Origin of the sequence: Catellatospora sp. NPDC049609, from assembly GCF_040675365.1 — a bacterium.
Classification (GTDB): domain Bacteria; phylum Actinomycetota; class Actinomycetes; order Mycobacteriales; family Micromonosporaceae; genus Catellatospora.
The window spans coordinates 1-20,727 of record NZ_JBFAOU010000099.1; the positions used below are offsets into that span (position 1 = coordinate 1).

General features: G+C 70.0%; 23 protein-coding genes and 1 pseudogene. 13 read left to right on the forward strand and 11 right to left on the reverse strand.

Annotation, left to right across the window (positions count from 1 at the left end):
• Positions 1 to 101: 101 nt before the first annotated feature.
• A complete protein-coding gene (locus AB0J67_RS24760) occupies positions 102 to 818 on the reverse strand; it encodes an AAA family ATPase (protein ID WP_363485821.1) in 717 nt (238 codons plus the stop codon).
• 136 nt (positions 819 to 954) lie between these two features.
• Here AB0J67_RS24760 and AB0J67_RS24765 point away from each other — a divergent pair.
• Positions 955 to 1,206, forward strand: a pseudogene (locus tag AB0J67_RS24765) (transposase); the annotation flags it as partial.
• Positions 1,207 to 1,372: 166 nt separating this feature from the next.
• Here the strand turns inward: AB0J67_RS24765 and AB0J67_RS24770 are convergent.
• Entirely contained in the window at positions 1,373 to 1,498 is a 126-nt protein-coding gene (locus tag AB0J67_RS24770) for a hypothetical protein (protein ID WP_363485849.1), read from the reverse strand.
• A gap of 177 nt (positions 1,499 to 1,675) precedes the next feature.
• Here AB0J67_RS24770 and AB0J67_RS24775 point away from each other — a divergent pair, with 177 nt between their 5' ends.
• Entirely contained in the window at positions 1,676 to 2,056 is a 381-nt protein-coding gene (locus AB0J67_RS24775) for an antibiotic biosynthesis monooxygenase (RefSeq protein WP_363485822.1), read from the forward strand.
• A gap of 187 nt (positions 2,057 to 2,243) precedes the next feature.
• On the opposite strand, the gene AB0J67_RS24780 is transcribed toward AB0J67_RS24775, so the two are convergent.
• Complete coding sequence (locus tag AB0J67_RS24780) at positions 2,244 to 2,951, reverse strand: VOC family protein (RefSeq protein WP_363485823.1); 708 nt, start codon at positions 2,949 to 2,951, stop codon at positions 2,244 to 2,246.
• 166 nt (positions 2,952 to 3,117) lie between these two features.
• Between AB0J67_RS24780 and AB0J67_RS24785 the strand changes: the two genes are divergently transcribed.
• Genes AB0J67_RS24785 through AB0J67_RS24795 form a run of 3 tightly spaced genes read left to right on the forward strand, consistent with a single transcriptional unit; the run spans position 3,118 to position 5,240 of the window.
• On the forward strand, positions 3,118 to 3,933 hold the full coding sequence (locus AB0J67_RS24785) for an aminoglycoside phosphotransferase family protein (RefSeq protein ID WP_363485824.1): 816 nt from the start codon (positions 3,118 to 3,120) through the stop codon (positions 3,931 to 3,933).
• Between the two features lie 17 nt (positions 3,934 to 3,950).
• Positions 3,951 to 4,478 carry a nuclear transport factor 2 family protein gene (locus tag AB0J67_RS24790; protein WP_363485825.1) on the forward strand — a complete coding sequence of 176 codons (528 nt, stop codon included), beginning with the start codon at positions 3,951 to 3,953 and terminating at the stop codon, positions 4,476 to 4,478.
• Positions 4,479 to 4,520: 42 nt separating this feature from the next.
• Positions 4,521 to 5,240: a VOC family protein gene (locus tag AB0J67_RS24795; RefSeq protein WP_363485826.1), complete on the forward strand. Its 720-nt coding sequence runs from the start codon at positions 4,521 to 4,523 to the stop codon at positions 5,238 to 5,240.
• A gap of 330 nt (positions 5,241 to 5,570) precedes the next feature.
• On the opposite strand, the gene AB0J67_RS24800 is transcribed toward AB0J67_RS24795, so the two are convergent.
• Complete coding sequence (locus tag AB0J67_RS24800; RefSeq protein WP_363485827.1) at positions 5,571 to 6,458, reverse strand: LysR family transcriptional regulator; 888 nt, start codon at positions 6,456 to 6,458, stop codon at positions 5,571 to 5,573.
• 189 nt (positions 6,459 to 6,647) lie between these two features.
• Here AB0J67_RS24800 and AB0J67_RS24805 point away from each other — a divergent pair, with 189 nt between their 5' ends.
• The 5 genes from AB0J67_RS24805 (at position 6,648) to AB0J67_RS24825 (ending at position 11,676) form a co-directional block, all read left to right on the forward strand.
• Positions 6,648 to 7,445 carry a GNAT family N-acetyltransferase gene (locus tag AB0J67_RS24805; RefSeq protein ID WP_363485828.1) on the forward strand — a complete coding sequence of 266 codons (798 nt, stop codon included), beginning with the start codon at positions 6,648 to 6,650 and terminating at the stop codon, positions 7,443 to 7,445.
• Between the two features lie 177 nt (positions 7,446 to 7,622).
• Positions 7,623 to 8,096, forward strand: a complete 474-nt coding sequence (locus AB0J67_RS24810; protein ID WP_363485829.1) for a hypothetical protein — start codon at positions 7,623 to 7,625, stop codon at positions 8,094 to 8,096.
• Positions 8,093 to 9,031, forward strand: coding sequence for an ATP-binding cassette domain-containing protein (locus tag AB0J67_RS24815; RefSeq protein ID WP_363485830.1), 939 nt, complete (start codon positions 8,093 to 8,095; stop codon positions 9,029 to 9,031). The genes AB0J67_RS24810 and AB0J67_RS24815 overlap by 4 nt, the downstream gene beginning before the upstream one ends.
• Positions 9,028 to 9,777 carry an ABC transporter permease gene (locus tag AB0J67_RS24820; RefSeq protein ID WP_363485831.1) on the forward strand — a complete coding sequence of 250 codons (750 nt, stop codon included), beginning with the start codon at positions 9,028 to 9,030 and terminating at the stop codon, positions 9,775 to 9,777. Before AB0J67_RS24815 ends, AB0J67_RS24820 begins: the two co-directional genes overlap by 4 nt.
• Positions 9,778 to 9,981: 204 nt before the next feature.
• Positions 9,982 to 11,676 (forward strand): TlrC/CarA/OleB/SrmB family ABC-F type ribosomal protection protein, encoded by a 1,695-nt coding sequence (locus AB0J67_RS24825; RefSeq protein WP_363485832.1) that lies wholly within the window; start codon positions 9,982 to 9,984, stop codon positions 11,674 to 11,676.
• A 105-nt stretch (positions 11,677 to 11,781) separates the two neighbouring features.
• Here the strand turns inward: AB0J67_RS24825 and AB0J67_RS24830 are convergent, their stop codons facing one another.
• The 3 genes from AB0J67_RS24830 to AB0J67_RS24840 all read right to left on the reverse strand — a co-directional run bounded on the left by AB0J67_RS24830 (position 11,782) and on the right by AB0J67_RS24840 (position 13,675).
• Complete coding sequence (locus tag AB0J67_RS24830; RefSeq protein ID WP_363485833.1) at positions 11,782 to 12,525, reverse strand: NAD(P)H-binding protein; 744 nt, start codon at positions 12,523 to 12,525, stop codon at positions 11,782 to 11,784.
• Between the two features lie 212 nt (positions 12,526 to 12,737).
• Positions 12,738 to 13,052 (reverse strand): SMR family transporter, encoded by a 315-nt coding sequence (locus tag AB0J67_RS24835; RefSeq protein ID WP_363485834.1) that lies wholly within the window; start codon positions 13,050 to 13,052, stop codon positions 12,738 to 12,740.
• Positions 13,049 to 13,675 carry an NAD(P)H-dependent oxidoreductase gene (locus AB0J67_RS24840; protein WP_363485835.1) on the reverse strand — a complete coding sequence of 209 codons (627 nt, stop codon included), beginning with the start codon at positions 13,673 to 13,675 and terminating at the stop codon, positions 13,049 to 13,051. The genes AB0J67_RS24835 and AB0J67_RS24840 overlap by 4 nt, the downstream gene beginning before the upstream one ends.
• 81 nt (positions 13,676 to 13,756) lie before the next feature.
• Between AB0J67_RS24840 and AB0J67_RS24845 the strand changes: the two genes are divergently transcribed.
• A complete protein-coding gene (locus AB0J67_RS24845) occupies positions 13,757 to 14,308 on the forward strand; it encodes a helix-turn-helix domain-containing protein (protein WP_363485836.1) in 552 nt (183 codons plus the stop codon).
• 100 nt (positions 14,309 to 14,408) lie between these two features.
• On the opposite strand, the gene AB0J67_RS24850 is transcribed toward AB0J67_RS24845, so the two are convergent.
• Complete coding sequence (locus AB0J67_RS24850) at positions 14,409 to 15,047, reverse strand: DUF5701 family protein (RefSeq protein WP_363485837.1); 639 nt, start codon at positions 15,045 to 15,047, stop codon at positions 14,409 to 14,411.
• Between the two features lie 334 nt (positions 15,048 to 15,381).
• Here AB0J67_RS24850 and AB0J67_RS24855 point away from each other — a divergent pair, with 334 nt between their 5' ends.
• Complete coding sequence (locus AB0J67_RS24855; protein ID WP_363485838.1) at positions 15,382 to 15,717, forward strand: hypothetical protein; 336 nt, start codon at positions 15,382 to 15,384, stop codon at positions 15,715 to 15,717.
• A 191-nt stretch (positions 15,718 to 15,908) separates the two neighbouring features.
• On the opposite strand, the gene AB0J67_RS24860 is transcribed toward AB0J67_RS24855, so the two are convergent.
• A complete protein-coding gene (locus AB0J67_RS24860; protein ID WP_363485840.1) occupies positions 15,909 to 16,424 on the reverse strand; it encodes a hypothetical protein in 516 nt (171 codons plus the stop codon).
• Between the two features lie 141 nt (positions 16,425 to 16,565).
• Positions 16,566 to 19,352, reverse strand: coding sequence for a BTAD domain-containing putative transcriptional regulator (locus AB0J67_RS24865; protein ID WP_363485841.1), 2,787 nt, complete (start codon positions 19,350 to 19,352; stop codon positions 16,566 to 16,568).
• Positions 19,353 to 19,553: 201 nt separating this feature from the next.
• Between AB0J67_RS24865 and AB0J67_RS24870 the strand changes: the two genes are divergently transcribed.
• Positions 19,554 to 20,009 carry a GNAT family N-acetyltransferase gene (locus AB0J67_RS24870; RefSeq protein ID WP_363485842.1) on the forward strand — a complete coding sequence of 152 codons (456 nt, stop codon included), beginning with the start codon at positions 19,554 to 19,556 and terminating at the stop codon, positions 20,007 to 20,009.
• A gap of 129 nt (positions 20,010 to 20,138) precedes the next feature.
• Here AB0J67_RS24870 and AB0J67_RS24875 read toward each other — a convergent pair whose 3' ends face one another.
• Entirely contained in the window at positions 20,139 to 20,708 is a 570-nt protein-coding gene (locus AB0J67_RS24875; RefSeq protein WP_363485843.1) for a dihydrofolate reductase family protein, read from the reverse strand.
• Positions 20,709 to 20,727 lie beyond the last annotated feature (19 nt).

The following is a 20,727-nucleotide window of genomic DNA, read 5'->3' on the forward strand; positions in this document are numbered from 1 at the left end:
CTTCACCGGACGACGCGAACTGCTCCCGCAGACCGTCGACGCCGTCGCCGCCCTGGTCTCCGACCGCACCATCACCTGGTGAAACGCCCCGGAGCGGCCCATCACGCGACCTCAACTATTGCGCACAAGATCGTTAGGGCGTGTCTCACTTGGTGAGGCGGCGGTCGCAGATCAAGACACTGGCGATCATGACAAAGGCCTCGTTGTGGTCGCCCTTGCGGTCGTAGCCACGGGACGCTCAGCGCCCCTCGCGCCCCACACCGGCCGGTCTGATCAGACCGAACCTTCCGTCCATACGCGGGCGAAGATCTCGTCAACTGTCTGAGCCACTGTCTGATCAGAGGAATCAATCCACAACCCGACCCTGGCGTCTCCCGTCGCAGATACGCGTCGAGTTCGACCACGCCCTCGTCACCTGGCTTGTATGCGACTTTGCCGCGTTCAGCCCGGCGAGTGTCTTCGCGAGCTTGGACTGCCTCCGGTCGCGGAGCGAGCACGACGACATATCGAGGCCGGGAACGGATTCTGTCCACCATCCGAACCAAGTCCTCGCCCAGGATGATGTCCTGCAATACGACCGTGAAACCCGCCTCGGCGTAACCGGCTGCCACCGTGGCTGCCAATGCGTAGCGCAGCTGCAACTGCCGCACCGCCTCAGCGGACGGTTGTGCCGACCCCATCTCCTCACGTCCGTTGACCACCATCCGCCGGAACAGATCGCCCCTGACATGCACCGAACGCACTAGCCGTTCAGCCAGCGCCTGAGCGATGGTCGACTTCCCCGCCGCTTGGATGCCGGTCACCACGATGACCGTCACAGTGCCCCCTCACATTGACCACGGGTCGGGTAGATCCTTACGCATCCCGGCCCGATACGCATGTCACTTCTATATGCGCGTGTGGTCGGGGGAGTGTCATATAGGACGGTCTCGGCCTGCGGCATGATGTCGTTTCGTGGACGAGGCGACGATCCATCTGTGGGCGTCGGGGGCGCTGTGGGCGATTGCGGAACCGTTGATACCGCCGGCACCGCGCCGCAAACAGGGCGGTGGCCGCCGCAGGACCGACGACCGTGCGATGCTCGCGGCGATCGTATACGTCACCCAGGCGGGCTGTTCGTGGTGGAAGCTTCCCGAGGCCTCCTTCGGGGTCACCCGGGCCACCGCGCACCGGCGCTTCTCCGAGTGGACCGCGGCCGGATTGTGGCTTCGGCTGCACGACGCACTGCTCAACCGGCTCGGCGGCGAGGGTCGCATCGACTGGTCGCTCGCGGCGTCAATACGGATGCGGCACAGCAGTGCGCCGGTGTCAGCACCGTACTCGACGGTTAGCTGCGCCGGGCTTGCGGCGGCTGGACCTTCTATGTCCTCGACTACAACTCGAGCCCCAATTCCGGTTCGCCGTACACTGCCAGCGCGATGGCGGTGGCGGCCAGCCCCGGGATGCTGTCCCAGTCGGGCAGGTCACGTGCGCCGGGGACTGCGGTGATGGACAACACGAGCTCGTCCGTCGGAGCAGAAAGATCCCGATGCGCGACACGGCGTTCGGCAACTTCGCCTGGTGATGAGACTGGTGAAACGAGCCGTGTTTGCTAAGCCAGAAATCACCTGGTGAACTCGTGCTCTCGTAAGTACGTTGCGATCCACTGATCGTGACGAGAGCAGTTGGAGATCCTATGCCTGCCGAACCCGCGGCCGCCCGGCCGCAACCGCCGTACTACGCCGCGATCCTGAGCACCTGGCGCACCGACGAGGATCCCGACGGTTACGCCGACATGGGCGCGCGGATGGTCCAGCTGGCTGAGGCGCAGCCGGGATACCTCGGCAGGGATTCGCTGGAGGGACCGGACGGTCACGAGCTGAGTGTCGTGTACTACGACACCGAGGAAGCGATACGCCGCTGGGCCGAGCACGCCGAACATCTCGTGGCGCAGCGCCTGGGGCGTGAGCGGTGGTACGAAGCGTACGAGGTGCGTATCGCACGCGTGGAGCGCGCATACCACTTTCAGCGCAAACAGGAAGACCTGCCTGAAGGCGGCGATCTGCCGGCGGCGTGACACTCGGTAGGCCGCGGCCACACTGCCGCCGAGTGGCCGCGGCTGGATCCGCCGGCTGCGCAGCCGACCTGCGCCGGCGCGGCCCGGTCACCCACGCATGAGTGGCGTGATGCGCATCCGGACCGCACGGCTCGACTTCGGACGCGAGGAACGCCCTACGAGGGCCCGGGTCACCCGGGTCGGCGGTTCACTCCTTCTTCGCAGCGGACACGTCGACGCATACGATTCCCTTGTTGCCGTCCTGGTCGGCGATCACGGTGAGCGAGGGCGCGTTGCTGTCGTCGACGACGGTCCCGCCAGCGGCGACGGCGGCGGCGATCCGCTGCTCGGCCACCTCGGGCGCCACATAGACCTCGATGTGGAACCGCTGTCGTGGGGTCTCGTGCTCGGCGGCGTCCCCGAACCACAGGTTCGGCACCCGTCCCGTGGCGTCCCGGATCTCGTCGCTGGGGGACCCGTGGCCCTGTGCCTCGGGGTTTCCGGTCAGCAGGGCGGCCCACACCGGGGCGATGGTCGCGGAGCGCGCCGTGTCGAGGCCGAGCTCGATCATGCTGACCGAGGCCGGGTCGGCGGCGGCTTTGTGGTCGGCGGCGATCTCGGTGATCCGTCGCGCGAGGTCGACGTCCTGCTGGGTCACCCACTCGATGACGTATTCGGTGCCGTCGTCGTCGCGGTAGACGGCGTCGTCGGTGATCAGCTTGAGGTCGACGTACCCGTTGCCGATCGACACGCGGGGGTGGTGGCCGAGCGCGTCGCCCGCCTCGCCCACCGCGGCGACGAACCGTGCTCCGGTGCTGAAGTCGTCGACCAGGTAGCGGGCATGCAGCCCCTGGGCCAGCTTGCGCCAGTCGGTCAGGTTGGCCTCGGCGATCTGGTGGCCCTTCAGCATGTCCATGGAGGGGACCCTATCTCCGATTCAGCCGGCTCGCTTCGCCCGCTTCCTGGTGCTGGTCGCCCGAGTCGCGAGGACCGTCCTGCGCGTCACGGAATGACGCCTGCCTTGCTCCGCATCTACGTGAATTGCGCCTGCCGGGCCAGGAACGGTCAGCTACGGTGCCTGGATGCAGGCGTATGAGACCGAACGCGCAATCGAGGCTGCCATGTCGATCGCTTCGTCGCTCGGCCTGACCGCCCACGACGCCGTCGTCCTGCACAACTCGAACAAGCTCACCCTGCGCCTGCGGCCCTGCGACGTGCTGGCCCGGGTGGCGCCGACGACAGACCAGTCCGCCCGGTTCGAGGTCGACGTCGCTCAGCAGCTGGCCGCGGCCGGGAGCCCGGTGGCAGAGCTGGAAGCACCCGAGGTCTATGTCCGGGACGACTACGTGGTCACCCTGTGGACCTACTACGAACCGCTGACTGAACCGATCCCGCCCGCGGACTACGCCGGCGCGCTCGAACGGCTGCACGCCGGAATGCGCAGAATCGACGTGCCGACCCCGCATTTCACGGATCGGGTCCATCAGGCCCAGCTGCTCGCGGCCGACCACGACCGGACGCCGGAGTTGGCCGACGCGGACCGGGCCTTCCTCGCCGGCACGTTGGAGCGCCTGCGTCGAGAAGTCAGCGGGAGCGGCCGGCCCGAACAGCTGCTGCACGGCGAGCCGCATCCGGGCAACCTGCTCTCGACGCAGACCGGCCTGCTATTCATCGACTTCGAGACGTGCTGCCGGGGGCCGATCGAGTTCGACCTGGCTCACGCGCCCGACGAGGTCGGCGACCACTACCCGGGCGTAGCCCACCACCTGCTCCGCGCCTGCCGAACCCTCGTGCTGTCGATGGTCACGATGTGGCGCTGGGATCGCTACGACCAGTTCCCCGACGGCCGTCGGCTTGGTATCGAGTGGCTGAGCGAGCTCAGAAAGGCAACGCTTTAGGTTCCGTCTCACGGATCGTGGATCTCGTCCGTTGGAACGCCGACCGCTCGCGAAGGACCTGGCGCGCTGGCCCGCACGCGGATGACTTCGTCCTGGTCAATCCGGGCGGCGGCGAGTGGGACAAGGGGTTCTACCTCGGAGGCATCGCCGATGGCTCGATTGACTACCGACGGTTCGAGGCAGTGACGCCGATCCAGGTACTCGCTGATGAGGGCCTTGCGGTCGTGCGATACCGCTCCGCGATCGAAATCGCCGTGGACGGCGGCCCGTACGTGTCGCTGAACGCCTGGCACCTCGACTGTTACCGGCACGACGAACGGTCCGGGTGGTGGCGCTGCGTGTGGCCGCAGGCCACCCGCACCGACGACGAGGCCGTCCGTCGTTTCGGCGCCACCATCCGGGGCGGCCGGCCCTCGCCTGTAGCCGAAGAATGGATCCGCTTACAGATGGTGACCAGCTGCGGAAGCCTCTGCGCCCTTGGCAGACCTGCACGCCGACTGCGGTCGCATCGGCCGATCGGATGGGACCAGGCGATGATCGGCTAATTCCATGGGCGAAGGACGGTCCGTGTCACCTAGGAAAGAGCCATGACCAACGAGGTGACCATCCCCCTGCTGCCCTGCGCTTCGATCGACGACATCATCACCTTCTATGGGGCTCTCGGCTTCAGCACCACGTACAAGCAGCGCAAGCCCTACCCCTGCGTGGGACTGCAACGTCAAGACCTGAACCTGCAGTTCTTCGAGATCACCGGGTTCGACCCGGCGCAGTCCTACGGCTCCTGCATCGTGCTCACCTCGGACATCGCGGAACTGCACCAGGCTTTCGCCGCCGGCATGCGGGCCGCATTCGGCAAAGTCCTGGTGTCCGGCTTGCCGCGGATGACCCGGCCCAGGACACGAAAGAACGCCGACGGGCTGGGCGGGTTCAGCATCATCGACCCGGGCGGCAACTGGATCCGCGTCTTCCAGAACCCCGCCACGACGCCCACGCCGGCACCCGCACCCGCCGGACGACTCGGCAAAGCGCTGGCGAACGCCGTCGTGCTGGCCGACTCCAAGGGTGACGCCGGCCAGGCAGTCCGCATCCTCGACAGCGCGCTGGCCCGACCGCAGGCCGACGATGACCCCGTCACACACGTGGAGGTGCTCGTGTACCGCGCAGAACTGGCGATGGCGCTCGATGACCGGGAAACCGCGACGCAGATGCTGGCCCGCATCGAACACATCGCGCTGAACGCGGACGAGACCGCACGGGCGGCACCGACCTTCGAGATCGCTGCCGACCTCGCAGCGGCGCTGCGATGAGTTCGGGGCGCAGTGCAGGTGCAGACGATGCCGTCTCATCGGCTGGAAGCGCACGTCGACGTTTGGTCCAGCATCGCGATCGTGACAGCCTGCGGAGACGATGTAAGACCTCAACGAGAATCCTCTCGGACGGGGCAGTCGTCGGCGAAACAGGAACACCCGAGGGCGACCAAGGGAGTCCCCGTCTATTAGGGCGGGGAGGATGTCAAGCCCGGAACCTAGTACTCCGACGGCATGTAGCGCTTATCCGCTGGTGCAAGCACGGCCAGGGCGATCATGGCCGAGAGTGTGTGCCGGTGTCAGGCCGCCCGGCCTCGGCACTGGTATCGGTCAGGTCGTCTGCCTCGCGTCGGTCGCGGCTTGGATGAAGGCACGGACCAGCGGGGTCTCCCCGTCGCGGCGCCACACCGGTGCGTAGCGCAGCACCGGTCCGTCGGTGATGGGCAGGAAGGTGATGTCGCCTCGCTGGCGGGTGGATGCCACGTCCGATCCGATCGGGGACACGACGCTGCCGCCGGCGATCGCCCGGAAGGCCTCCTCCAGGGTGATGACGCCCAGGCCACGCCGGATGGGCCGGCCGGCCGGCGTCCTGGACGGGGTGTGCGCCTCCCACACATAGTCGGGAATCGGCCCCTCGGGATAGACGACCGGGTGATCGCCGAGGTCCTCCAGCTCGACACTGCCCTTGCCGGCCAGCGGGTGGCCGGCGGCGACCCCCAGGACCAGGTCCTCGCTGTGCAGGACCGGCCCGACCGCCAGGTCGGGCTCACGGATGGGCAGCCAGAGAATCCCGATGTCGACCGAGCCGGCCCGCAGCGCCCCGAGCGGGTCGGTGGGCAGGATCTCGCGCAGGCGCAGCTCGCATTGCGGGTGCCGCTGCCGGAACAGGTCGACGATGGCCTCAACCGCCCGGTAGTGGGTGGCCATCGTGCCTACGGTGAGCGTGCCCAGGTGGCCGCGCGCCGTGGCGGTGGCCTCTTCGATGCCTGACATGATCTCGATGTAGCCGGCGCGGAGGCGGTCGCGCAGCCGCTCGCCGAGCGGGGTGAGCCGGACGGTGCGGCTGGTCCGCTCGAACAGGGCGCCGCCGATCCGCCGCTCCTGCTGTTTGATCGACTGGCTCACCCGCGACTGGGACACGTGGAGGCGCTCGGCCGTTCGACCGAAGTGGAGTTCTTCGGCCAGCGTCAGGAAGATCTCGATATCACGCAGCTCCACCCGGCCGTCCCTCTCTTGATCGTCGGGCTCTGGATCGGCAGTCTACGGCCGCGATAGCGGCTCGTCGCGAGGGCGTGATCTTGATTACCGGCGGTCGCAGGGCCTGCTGTCGATCCATTACCGGTGGCTAATGCGGCGGTCCGATCTTCTGCGTTGTTCGGCGGCAACGGCCGGGCGATGGTGGACGACATGAACGAGCCGATGATCGACATCCTGGCGGAGCCGGATCACCTCGGGATCCCGCGCTGGCAGGCCGTGACACCACCCGGCCTGGTGGCCGGGGTCGCCGGCCTGCGTCCGGTCATGGCGTTCGAGCACGACTTGCCGCTGCTGGCCGCGCAGCCAGGCGCCGCCGAGCTCAGCCTGTACGTGGAGCCGCAATGGCGCCGACGTGGGATCGGCTCCCGGCTGCTCGCCGCCGTCAGCGCGCACGCCGCAGGGCAGCGGCTGATCGTCGAGGTCGCCGCGGGCTCCGCCGGGGAGGGCTTCTGCGTGCGAAACGACTTCCAGCGCACCGGATCCCGGTGCCACGACCTGCTCACCTACTGCGATGTCCACCATGCCTGGCTGGGTGAGCTGGTCGACGTCGATCATGTTGGATACCGGCTGCGCCACTGGACCGGCGACCTGTCCGACGCGACCCGGATCGAGGAACTGCTCCAGCGCCCGAGCCGACCCGGTGAAGCCGTCGTCAGCGCCGCCGAAGCCGACGGCGACCTGGTCGCCTACGCCCTGGCGGCCGTGGGTGCACTGCCGCAGCGCCGCGCCCGTCAGTACGGGCCGGCCGTGCTCGCCGGCCATCGCGGACGGCGGCTGGGCTTGTGGGTGAACGCCGCTCTGATCCAGCGACTGCGCGAGGTCCACCCACACGTCGAGGAGATCGAGGCGCGCACCGCCGAGGACGACTCCGGGACCCTCGCCCTGCACCGGCACCTCGGCTTCCGCCGCCTCGGACGGACTCTTCTCTACGAGCTAGCCCTGCCGTAACCGCCGGGCCCCAACTTCCCAGACCAGCGGCAGGCGGAGCCGTCGCGCGCCGTCGCAGAGAGGTTTGTCATGAAAGGTCCTGTACGCCACCGAACCTGCACCGCCCCAGCCGGAGCCAGGGGCCCTCCGAAAAGGCGCTCCCGCAGCTTGCCACTCCCCCGGTGATAACACCTTCCGTTGCATTCGATCAAGCAATTCTTCAAGGAGTTCCCCAGTATGTCCGTCACCTTGTCCGAGAAGGACAAAGTCACCCTGCGGACGGCCGCCTACGGTGCCGTCGCGCTGCTGTCTGCCGCCGGAGCAGCCGGCGGCTCGCCCCACCGGATCGCCACCGACGGGTCCATCGCCCTGGCCTCGGCAACCGGCCTGGTCGGGCACGTGCTCGCCGAGAAGTCCACCGGAATGGACCTGAGCGGCAGATCGGTGGCCGAGATCGCCGACCGGGTGCTGCCCGCTCTGACGGAATCGATGCGCCTGCTGCAGGAGCAGGCTCCGGCCGAGGCCGGCAACTTCCGCCGTACCGTCGTCGTCGCCCTTGACTCGGCCGTTCGGACCCGGCGGGGCGAACCCGGCCCCGCCGTCGCCGACATGACCGACAAGATCATCGCGGCGCTCGACGCCGCCGCGGCCGCGTCCGAGGTGCCCGCATGACCACCTCGGCGATCTCGGTCTCCGGACTACGCAAGGCGTACCAGGACAAGGTCGTCCTCGACGGCGTCGACTTCGAGGTCCGTGCGGGAACGGTGTTCTCCCTGCTCGGCCCGAACGGGGCGGGCAAGACGACGACCGTGAACGTGCTGACCACGCTGCTGCGGGCCGACGGCGGCACGGTGCGCGTCGCAGGTCACGACATCGCGACCGACGCCAAGGCGGTGCGCGCGGCCATCGGCGTCACGGGCCAGTTCGCCGCCGTCGACGAGCTGCTGACGGGCCGGGAGAACCTCCAGCTGATGGCGGACCTCAACCGCAAGGTCGCCGGAAACGGCGAGCGGGTCGTCGCGCAGCTGCTGGAGCGGTTCGAGCTGACCGCGTCGGCGGACAAGCCCGCGTCCACCTACTCCGGGGGTATGCGGCGCAAGCTCGACCTGGCGATGACCCTGGTCGGCGACCCGCAGATCATCTTCCTGGACGAGCCGACGACGGGCCTGGACCCGCGCAGCCGCCGGACCATGTGGTCGATCGTGCGTGACCTGGTCGCCGACGGCGTGACCGTCTTCCTCACCACGCAGTACCTGGAGGAGGCCGACCAGCTCGCCGATCGCGTCGCGGTGCTCGACCGGGGCCGCCTGGTCGCCCAGGGCACCCCCGACGAGCTCAAGCGCCTCATCCCGGGGACCCACGTGCGGCTGCGGTTCACCACCGCCGCCGAGCTCGACGCCGCCGCGGTCGTCTTCCCCGAAGCGACCCGCGACGACGAGGCACTGGCCCTGCGGGTGCCCGCCGACGGCGGCACGAAGTCGCTGCGGGCGCTGCTGGACCGGCTCGACGAGCACAGCCTCAGCGCCGAGGAGTGCTCCGTGCACACCCCCGACCTCGACGACGTCTTCCTCGCCCTGACGGGCCACACCACGGAGGCAGCCAAATGAGCGCGAACTCGCACGCACTGGTCATGCTGCGACGCAACGTCAAGCACCTCACCAGGAACCCGACGTCGGTGTTCAACGCCGTCCTGATGCCGATCATCATCATGCTGATGTTCGTGTACATGTTCGGCGACGCCTTCAGCGTCGGCGTCGACTACATCGACTACGCGACACCGGGCCTGATCCTGCTGGCCGTCTGCTACGGGCTGGGCGGCACGGCGACGGCGGTGAACTCCGACATGACCAAGGGCATCATCAACCGGTTCAAGGTCATGGACGTCTCCCGCGGTGCGGTGCTCACCGGTCACGTCATCGCCAGCGTGCTCACCAATGTGATCGCCATCGCCGCGCTCGTCGGGGTGGCGTTCCTGCTCGGGTTCAGTCCGTCGGCGAGCCTGACCGACTGGCTCGGCGTGGCCGGGGTCGCGGTGCTGCTCGCGTTCGCGGCCGGCTGGTTCACCGTCGCGCTGGGGCTGTCGGCGAAGTCGCCGGAGACCGCGGGCATGGCCGCCGTGCCGCTGGTCATGCTGCCGTTCTTCAGCAGCGCGATCGTCCCGGCGGAGAAGATGGGCCCGGGCCTGCGGCAGTTCGCCGAGTACCAGCCCTTCACGCCGATCATCGAGACCATGCGCGGGCTGCTGCGCGGCGCGCCCGACACCACCGACGCGGCGGTCGCCGTCGCCTGGTGCGTGGTGATCGCGCTCGTGGGCTACCTGTGGGCGCGTTCCACTTTCACGAAGCGGGCATGACCTCGGCCGGCTGACCCCGCAGGCCATTCGGCGCCGCCTCGTCGAAATGTGTTTCGCCGAGGCGGCGCCGCACCGCCCGCGGGCCGCCGGGGGCGCACACCTGTCGCGCGCGCCCAGCGATACCCACCTTCACGGACAGAACATCCGGCCATCGAGGCCCGGCAACGCGCGTTCCGATCGGCCTGTCCCCACCAGGAGAACTCAATGCTTACCGCTCAACTTTCGCTGCACGACATCACCCGCCGGTACGACGAGCACATCGTGCTGGACGCGGTGTCCTTCAGCGTCAAGCCGGGCGAGAAGGCCGGCATCATCGGCGACAACGGCGCCGGAAAGTCGACGCTGCTCCGGCTGATCGCCGGGACGGACGAGCCCGACAACGGTGAGGTCACGGTCGTCGCGCCGGGCGGTGTCGGCTACCTGGCCCAGTCGCTGGCCCTGCCGCCGCAGGCCACGGTCCAGGACGCGATCGACCTCGCGCTGTCCGACCTGCGGGAGCTGGAGTCGCTGATCAACCACGCCGAGGCCACGCTGGGCAGCCTGTCCGGGGCAGCGCTCGCGGCAGGCCTGCAGACCTATGCCGAGCTGGTCTCCCGTTATGAAGCACGGGGCGGGTACGGGGCGGACACCCGGGTCGACAAAGCGCTGCACGGGCTCGGCCTGCCCGGGGTGGACCGTGGAAGGTCGCTGGGCACCTTGTCCGGCGGGGAGCGGTCGCGGTTGGCGCTGGCCGCCACCCTGGCGTCCCAGCCGGAGCTGCTGCTGCTCGACGAGCCGACCAACGACCTGGACGACCAGGCGGTGGGCTGGCTGGAGGAGCACCTGCGGCAGCACCGCGGCACGGTGCTCGCGGTCACCCACGACCGCGAGTTCCTGAGCCGGGTCACCGATACGATCTTGGAGGTCGCCGAGGGCAGGGTGACCCGCTACGGGGACGGCTACGACGGATACCTGATCGCCAAGGCGGCCGAACGCCGGCGTCGGCTGCAGGAGTACGAAGAATGGCGCGAGGAGCTGACCCGCAACCGCGGGCTCGCTGAAGCGAACGCGTTTCGTCTGGACGCGATCCCGCGCAAGGCTCCCATGGCCAAGTTCGGGCACGGCGCCTTCCGGGCCCGCGGCCGCGACCACGGCGCGATGGGACGCATCCGCAACGCCAAGGAGCGCATCGAACGTCTCACCGGCAACCCCGTCGCACCGCCACCCGACCCGCTGATCTTCGCGGCGAACATCACCAGCGTCGAGGACCACACGCCGGAGACCGTTGCCGAGCTGGTCGAAGTCAGCGTCACCGACCGGCTGTACGTGCCGTCACTGCGGATCGGCGGATCGGACCGGGTCCTGGTCACCGGGCCCAACGGGGCGGGCAAGACCACCCTCATCCGGGTCCTGGCGGGAGAACTGCGTCCGGCCGCCGGAACAGTGCGCACACGGGGCCGGATCGGTCACCTGCGGCAGGAGACGACGGCCTGGGCCCCGGACCTGACGGTGTGGGAGGCGTTCGCCGACGGCCAGGCCGGTGACCCGGACGAGCTGCTGTCGCTGGGTCTGTTCCGGCCGGCCGACCTGCGGTTGCGGGTCAGCGAGCTGTCGTACGGTCAGCTGCGCCGGCTCGAGCTGGCCCGCCTGGTCAGCAAGCCGGTCGACCTGCTGCTGCTCGACGAACCGACCAACCACCTCTCCCCCGCTCTGGTCGAGGAGCTGGAGCAAGCCCTGGTGGAATACCCGGGCGCGGTGGTCATCGTCACCCACGACCGCCGTATGCGCGCCCGATTCACCGGCACCCACCTGCGGCTGAGCGCCGGCCACATAGCACAGCCGCAGGACGGGGATCGGCGTGACCCCGCACCCGCACCGGTCTCTGCGCTCGCCCGACACGAGGGAGACCAAGCGTCGTAACCTCGGGTGGGCTTGCGACGTCCGGAGCCGGCAGGTCTGCCAGCCGACTCCGGACCCCACGCCTGACGATCACCTCATCCAGCGATCCAGAGCGCTGGGGTGTGACTACCGCTGCTCGGCGAGCCACTCGTCGAAGGACGTCGGCGCGATACGGGCACCCGCCTGTGGCAGCAGCACCTCACCGGCCATCTCCACGCCGAACAGCGATGACCACGTCGGGACGAGCTTGACCGTGCGGCCGCGCCTGTCGTTGGTGCGCCGGGCCATGTCGACCAGGTCTTGCGGCTCAGGACCGGCGACGTCGCGATAACGCCCCTGTGGCGCGCCCGTGGCGATCTCGGCGAGGACGTCGGCCACGTCCGCGGGTGCGATCGGCTGGACGAGCAGTGGCGCGATGGCGGCGGCGCCGTCCTGCTCGGTCCAGCTCGTCACCATCGCCGCGAAGTCATGGAACTGGGTGGCCCGGACGATCGTCCACGGCACCGGGCCTTCGGCCACGAGGCGCTCCTGCTCGCGCTTACCGGCGTAGTGGGCGTTGCCGGCGATGCGGTCGACACCGACGATCGAGAGCAGCACGTGGTGGCGTACGCCCGTCCGCTGCTCGGCGGCGAGCAGATTGCGGGTGGTGGCGCCGAAGTAGGCCACTGCCTCGTCGCGTCCGGCGGCCGCGTGGTTCGTGGCGTCGATGACCGCGTCGACGTGGGTGAGGGCGGCATCGAGGCTGTCGCCGTCGGTCAGGTCCACGCCGAGTGAACGGCTGATTCGTACGGCCTGGTGCCCGGCCCGTTCCAGGGCGGCGACCGTGAGGGCGCCGATGTTCCCGGTTGCGCCGGCAACGGCGATTCGCATGGTTCGCATTATATTCTCCTGATATCCGTCGATCGACCGTTCGCCTGTCTTGGACCTCTGAGGCGGCGGCCGGTGACCCTCATGTGCTGCGGGCACGGTGCGCAGCTGCTGATGACTTCGTTCAGGTGTCCGGCGCTGCGGCGGCAGACCAGCGCTGTCTCCGGTCTGTCGCCACCCACGCTCGAACGACTCGGCGACGAGAGTGGTCTGGCTCAGGTGGTTGTCCGGGCCAGGACGATCCCGCCGACGATCAGGCACAGTGCCGCGATCCTGCCCACCGAGACCGGGTCGTCGTTGAGCACGACGCCCAGCGTGATCGCACCGACGGCGCCGATGCCGGTGAAGACGGCGTATGCGGTGCCGACCGGCAGCGTGTTCATAACCTGCGACAACAGCCAAACGGCCACGGCCATCAGAGACAGGCAGATTAGCGTGGGCAGGGGCCGGGTGAAGTTGTGCGTCGGTTTGATGCTCTGCGACCAGGCCACCTCGACCAGCCCGGCCAGCAGCAGGATCAGCCAGCTCATCGGGCCGCCTCCCGCAGGGCCGCCGCAAGGGACTGCTCATGCTTGTCGCGCAGGTCGGCCAGTGCCGGGTCGACGCGGGCGTTGACCAGCTCGGCGTGGATGAACGTCACGTCCCGCACCCGGTAGTGGCCCTGGAAGAAGTCGCGCAGGTAGCGCTCCTGGTGGTCATAATGCTCGCGCGGCGTGCCGGGACCGTACGCGCCGCCGCGTGCGCTGGTCACCACGAACGAGCGGCCTTCCAGCGACATCTTCGGGAAGGTGATCTGGTCGAGCCAGGCCTTCAGCGACGACGGGATCGAATAGTTGTACATCGGCGTGCCGATCAGGATCACCTCGGCCGCGACCACCTCCGACAGCAGCGGCTCCACGACGGCCCACGCCTCGCGCTGCGCAGGGCTGCGGGCGGCCTCCCGATAGCGCGACATGTCGGTGATCTCGCGCTGCAGGATGTAGTCGCACAGTTCGGTCCAGGCCTGGCCGATGTGCGGCACCGGCTGCGCGGCCAGGTCGCGGTAGACGTAGCCCGCCTGGGGGTGAGCAGCCCGCCAGGTCTCGGCGTAGACGCTCGACAGTTTTCGCGAGAACGACTCGCGGCGGGCGCTGGCGTCCAGGTGCAGCAACATGATCTCTCTCTCCTCACACTATAAGTGGACACGGTGTCCGGTTGACTATAACCGGACACGGCGTCCAGATACAATGCGTGCATGGAGAGAGCCGACGCAGCACGTAACCGTGCGCTGATCCTCGAAGCGGCAGCGTCACTGTTCGCAGAACGGTCACCGCAGGACGTGACGATGGACGACATCGCCAAGAAGGCCGGGGTCGGCCGCGGCACCCTTTACCGCCGATACCCCGACCGGGCGTCGATCGCCGTCGCGCTGCTCGACGAGCACGAACGAGAACTGCAGGGACGCCTGCTGCGCGGCGAGCCGCCGCTGGGCCCCGGGGCACCGCCGGCCCAGCGGCTGGCCGCGTTCTACGCCGCCATGGTCCGCCTCCTGGAAGACCACTCCCACCTGGTGCTCGGCTCCGAGGTGGGCCGCTCCCGCTTCGAGACCGGCGCGTACGGCTTCTGGCGCGCCCACGTCCGCACCATCCTGGCCGCCGCCCAGACCCCCGACCCGGAGGCGCTCGTCGACGTCCTGCTCGCGCCGCTGGCCCCCGAGGTGTACGACTACCAGCGCAGAGTGCTCGGCCTCGACCCCAAGCAGATCACTCAGGCATTGGACAGGCTCGCGGCGATCCTGGACAGGTAGCGCGCAGGGCTCGTCGACCGCACGGCGATGACCTGAGCGGCCGGCCCGGGCACTCCCCCGGGGTCACGGCGAGGTGGCCCGGCCAACCTGGAGACCCGACTCACGCCACTGATCTGCGGCTCGCGGAGGCGAATCCGAGCCAGGTGTGACGGTTGCCCGCCCAGCACCAGCCGACCTTCGGAGCGTGCCTCCTGGCGGCGCCGTCGCGGCCGGTGCCGTTGCTCAGCCACAAGGCCGGGGTCCGCGCATCGAGCCTGCCGTCCGGGCGCCGCAGACGCGAGCCGATGGTCATGAAGCAGTGATTACGCTCCAGCGCCTCCGGTTGCTGCAGCAGCCAGTGGATGCCCTCGGCGACGGTCAACGGCGTGCGGCCCGCGGAGGTCAGCGCGGGCAGCGCCTCATCGGGGCTCCAGTTGGCCATCTCGTCACCACGGGTGACATCGTGCACCAGGTACAGCGGCGCGTCGGGCGTCGCCGCGACCTCAATCGGCGTGAACGCGTCCAGGTCGGTCATGTCTTCGACCACGAAACCCTGGCGGTCTCTGTGGCGCATCATGGGCGCCAGCACCGAGGCAGCGACGCGGTCGGCATTGATCACCAGAAGGGCGTTCTCCCCGACGGCTCGGGCGGCGCCCCGGACGTCCGACTCGGAAAGCCCCGCGTGGTGGTGCAGCTCCAGCTCGATCAGTCGCTGCGCCTGTTCGGCAAGCGACGGCAGCGGAGCAAGCATGGTAGGCATCGATCTCTCCTTCAAAAGGGTGGGTGAGGCACCCGTTGCCCTGCGCAGACCGGGCCGGCGGTGGTGATCGCCCCAGCAGGCGATCTTGCTTGTTCCAGCATCGGCGGCTTCACTCGCCGGAACAACGTCGAATCTGCGCGTGATCCATAACCGGGCGGTTATGCCGCGAGGCCGGCTGCCATGGGTCATAGACCAACGATGCCTCGCTTGCCGGCGTGCTCGGGGTGCGCAGCCGCCTCAACCGCGCCTGCGCGCCCCGGGAGCAGCCCTCGTCGCAGCCGTCGCCGCCAGTGTCGCGGCCCAGCACCTGGATACGGCTGTGTAGAGTCGGGTGATGTCTACTGACCTGGGCCGAGCTCTCGTTCGGATGATCGGATTGCCGCTGTTGCTGTCGACCGCCCTGCTGGCCGGGTGCAGCGACGGGAAAGGCACCGATGTCGACTGCAACCTCCAGGAATGCGTCGTGACCTTCGAACGGGGCGTGGACGCGTCGGCGAGCGTGTTCGGCCTGGAAGCAAAGCTGGTCGAGGTCAAGGACGGCACGGTCACGGTGGACATCGGCGGCAACGAGATCACCGTGCCGGCATCCGGGCAGAGCGAGGGCGTGCAGGTGCGCGAGATCACCGACGCCAAGGTCGTCGTGGTGGTCCCGCACAACATCGCCGGTTGACCCTCTGCAGCAACGGAGCGCCCTGTGCGAAGTCCGGCTCCTGGCGGAACCCTCACCCCGCTGACGACACTCCGGGCGGCAGCCCACGCCGCGCCCGCCGGCCCGATCTGTCACGCGTTCGGCGGCCGTGAGCTGCTCCGACACCGCGTCGCGGACGAGACCGTAATCGGCCCCGTCCGCGACGCTACGGCTCAGTACGGGTTGTAGAGGACCCGGTCCTGGCTCTTGACCACGTGGGACTGGCCCTCGAAGGTGCTGCCGAACACCAGCAACTCCACGTTGGTGAAGTTCGGCGACGTGAACTCCCCGGTGGCCGTGCCGGTCGAGGAGTAGCACGGCTGCCCGGTCGAGTTGCCGGTGTAGCTCGGATAGACGTTCGTCACGAAGGTGGAGTACTTGTTCCCACCGGCGTAGTACATGTTCACGTTGATCGTCAGGTACGGCAGCATGTAGCTGGACTGCCGGCATACCGTCAGGTCGTAGCGCAGCGCGTTGCCGCCGTCGTCGAACTGGACGCTGCCCTGCACCCAGCCGATCTGGACGCTGCCGCCGGTCGGATAGTAGTGGCGGATCTGCATCGTCACGGGCTGTGCGGGCCCCCACGCGGCATGCGCCGGCGTGGCTGCGGCGGGCGCGACCAGTGCGCCCACCGTGGCCAGCGCCACCAGCAGCGACCTGGCGGCCGAGCGCCTCAGGAACGATCTCATCGATGCTCTCCTCTGTCGGAGGGAAGCATTGCCGCGGCCCGGTCGGGACCTTTCCCGCACGGCGATGCCGGTCGAGTTCCGATCCTGGCACCCGCCGCTGGACGGCGACTGGACCGGGACTGGACGCCACCGCCCGCGGCTTCAGCGCACCGTGCCGCCGTCGGCACCGGACAGCCTCGCCCGGACCAGCGCCGCCTCCGGCGGATCGAGGTGGCCGAGCCGGTCCAGCGCCTGCTGCCACACCGAGCGCGCGGCCGCGCCGTCGCCCGCGGCGGCGAGGGCGTCGCCGAGGTGGCTGAGCACGAGCCCTTCGAGGTGGCTGTCGCCGAGTTCGCGGTACATGTCCAGGGCCTGGCCGTACGCGCCGACGGCCCGGTCGTGCGCGCCGAGGTGGTAGTGGGCGTAGCCGATGCTGTCCAGGGTCGAGGCCATGCCGCTGCGGTCGCCGAGCTCGGCCAGCTCGGCCAGCGCCGCCGTGCAGTGCTCCAGGGCTGCCGCGTGGTCGCCCAGCAGTGCCCGGCACCAGCCGACCGCATTGCGGGCGCGGGCCACCCCGTGCCGGTCGGCGGCGCCGCGCATGATGGCCAGCCCTCGCTGGGCGTGGTCCAGGGCCTGGCGGTAGCGGCCCTGCCGCTCCTGCATCAGCGACAGGTCAAGCTCGACCCGGCTCTGCCCGGTCAGGTCACCGAACTCGCGATAGAGCCCGCCGGCTTGCCGCAGCTCGGCCAGGGCCTCGTCCATGCGGCGCAGCCGGATGCAGGCCCGGGCCAGGGACCGGTGCGCCACGGCCTGCGCGCCGGGCGCGCCGTCGTGCCGGGCCGCCGCCACGGCCAGCCGCTGGACCCTGGCCAGGTCCTCCCAGTGCCCCCGCCGGTCCAGATAGGTGGACACGGTCCGGGCCAGCCGCCACGCGCGCCCGGCGGACACGGTGACGGCCTGCTCGACCGCGGCGACCAGGACGGCCCGCTCGGCGTCGAGCCAGGCCAGCGCCTGTTCGGCGTCGGCGAGCTCCGCCAGGTCGGCGCCCGGTGCCGGCGGCGCAGCGAGCCGGTCGTCCGGCCGGGGCTGGGTCAGCTGCTCGGCGGTGTGCGCGGTGCGCAGCAGGTGGTCGAGCAGGCGCAGCACGGCGGCACGGAGGTCGGCGGCGGGCTCGACCTGGGCGGCGACCTCGGCGGCGTAGCTGCGTATCAGGTCGTGCAGCAGGTAGCGGCCGGGCACGGGCGTACTTGCCAGCCCCGCCCGGACGAGTTCGGCGAGCTGCCGGCGCACCTCGGCGACCGGCCAGTCGGTCAGGCTCGCCGCCGCCGGGACCGTGATCTCCGGCCCGGGGTGCAGCCCGAGCATCCGGAACAGGCGGGCCGTCGGCGCGGGCAGAGCGTGGTACGACCAGGAGAACACCGAACGCAGGTCGGTCTCCGGCTCGCCCGTGGTGAGCGCGTCGAGCCGTTCGCCGTCACCGCGCAGCTGGTCGGCGACGGCGGCCAGCGGCAGCTGCCGGTTCAGCGCCGCCTGTGCCGCGAGGATGACCAGTGCCAGGGGCAGCCCGGCGCAGCGGTCGAGCATGTCCGCCACGGCAGTGGGCTCGGCCGCCAGCCGCGTGGCACCGATCCGCCGGCTCAGCAGCCTGTGGGCGTCGGCGAGGTCCAGCGGTGCCAGCGGCAGCGGGTGCGCTCCGCCGGTCGCCACCAGCCCGGCGAGCTGGTATCGGGAAGTGACCAGCAGGAGGCAACCGGGCGTGCCGGGCAACAGCGGCCCGACGTGCGCGGCGTCGCGGGCGTTGTCCAGCACGATCAGCATCCGGCGACCGGCGACCATGCTGCGGTACAGCGCGGCCTGGGCGTCGGTGTCGTCCGGCATCCGCTCGGCGCTGACGCCCAGCCCGTCGAGCACCCGGCGCACCGCGTCCGCCGGGGTCATGGACACACCGGCCGGGTCGAAGCCGCGCAGGTTCAGGTACAGCTGGCCGTCGGGGAACCGGGAGGCGATGCGATGCGCCCAGTGCACCGCGAGCGAGGTCTTGCCCACGCCGGGCGCGCCGGAGATGACGACCGCCGCCACAGCACCCGGCAGCCGGTCGAGTGCGGCCAGTTCGTCGGCGCGGCCGGTGAAGGCGTGGACGTCGGCGGGCAGTTGTGCCGGCACGGCGGCAGCCGGCCGCGGCGGCCGGTGCTCGGTGTGCAGCAGCACGTCGTGGGCGGCGGCCAGCTCGGCCCCGGGGTCGACGCCGAGTTCCTCGGCCAGCCGCCGGCGGATGTCGTGGTAGGCGGCGAATGCCTGGCCGCGCCGACCGGCGGCCTGGTACGCGAGGATCAGCCGGGCGTGCCATGCCTCGTTGAGCGGCTGCGCGGACGCCGCCTCCTCCAGCGCGGGCAGCCCGTCGGCGGAGCGGCCCACGGCGACGGCGAGCTCGCCGTAGCGGGCCAGCGCCTCCTGCCGCTCGGCGGCCAGCGCCACAACCCGGGGATGCTCGGCGAGCACGGGGATGTCGGCCAGCGGTTCGCCCTGCCACTGCCGCAGCGCCTCGGCCAGTGACGCCGCGGCGTCGTCCAGCCGTCCCCGCTGCTGGTGGTCGACAGCGGCCGTGACGTGCTCGCGGAACCGCAGCAGGTCGACGGCCGCGGACGGCAGGCACAGCCGGTAGCCGTCGCCGACCTTGCGCAGCACCGCGCTGGGAGTGCGGGCCGGCCGGTCGGGTTCGAGCAGGCGGCGCAGCCGCAGCACGTAGCTCTGGATGACGTTGGCCGCGCTGGGCGGCGCGGGACGGTCGGGCCACAGCCCTGCGGCGAGATCGTCGCGGCGCAGGACCTGCCCGCAGTGCAGTGCCAGCAGCCCGAACAGTGCCCGCTGACCGGCGGGGCCGATGTCGACCGGGTGCCCGCCGCGCCAGGCGCCGGCCGGGCCGAGCACCTGAATGCGCACGTCCGTCATGTCCGCGGTCCAAGCTAAGTCACGGCTTTCGATGCCGCAATGGCCGGCCCACTCAGCAGGACGGGTGGGCCCGGGTCCTGACTGTCCCGACGGCGCCGCGACCGGCTGACACCATCATCCAGATCGCCGGGCGGTGTCGGTGGGTACGCGCACACTGTCCCGCATGACCGACGACGCACTCCTTCCCGCAGACGAGCCGGCATGACCGAAGTGCTGCTGCGCGATGTCGACGATGCGGACCTCGAGGTGTTCTACGAGCAACAGCGCGAGGAGGAGGCGGTCCGGCGGGCGCGGTTTCCGGCCCGCGATCGGGACCGCTTCCTGACGCACTGGCGGACGAAGGTGCTCGGCAACCCCACCGGCCGCGCCCAGACCGTCTCGGTCGACGGACAGGTCGCCGGCAACATCGTCGCGTGGTGGCAGGACGACAGGCGCTTCGTCGGCTACTGGTTCGGGCAGCGGTTCTGGGGCCGCGGCGTCGGGACCGCGGCGCTGCGGCAGTTCCTGCAGCGCGAGCAGGTCCGGCCCCTCTACGCCGACTCGTTCGCGGGCAACACCGCCTCGGTGCGGCTCCTGGAACGCTGTGGCTTCCGGCGGGTGGGCACCGACCGCGATGGCGACCTCGAGTTCGTAGTGCTCAGGCTCGACGAGGGCTGACCTGCCTGGTCGCGACCGGCACGTCGGCCGGAAGCATCGATGGGTCCACGATGGCGGACCGGCCAGGTGCGACGGCGCGAGAACCGCCGTTCCGTCGCGACGCAGCGGCCAACGCCAGGACAAATCATGTCAAGCCGTTACTCGCGTCGGCCGGTACCGCAGGGCGGCCGCGCCCGACCTGAACTCATGGCGATCCACGAGCTCGAGCTGGATACGCTCGCGCAGACCGGCGAGCAACGTCGGGCCGTGTCCGGCAAGGACCGGCTGCACGACGAACACGTACTCGTCGATCAGCCCGAGATCTGCCAACGCCAGGGGAAGCGTCACGCCGCCCACGAACAGGCCCTCGCCCGGCTCCTGCTTGAGCCGCTGAACCGCTTGCCCCAGGTCGCCTCCCACCAGCTCGGCATTCCAGTCGACCCCGCTCAGCGTGCTCGACACGACGTACTTCTTCGCCCGGTCGATGGTCTCGGCGAACGGGATCTCCCACTCGCCCATCCAGTCAGGCCACGTGCCCGTGGCCGGCCGCCGCCACGCCGACTCCATCATCTCGTAGGTCACGCGGCCGAACAGCAGGGCATCGGCTCGTGCCATCTCGGCGGTCCAGTAGCGCATCGACTCCTCGTCGGGGGGAAGCCCCGCCTCGTGGTGGCAGCAGCCGTCGAGCGTGACGTTGATCGAGTATCGAAGTGGTCTCATCGTTTGCTCTCCCTCGATG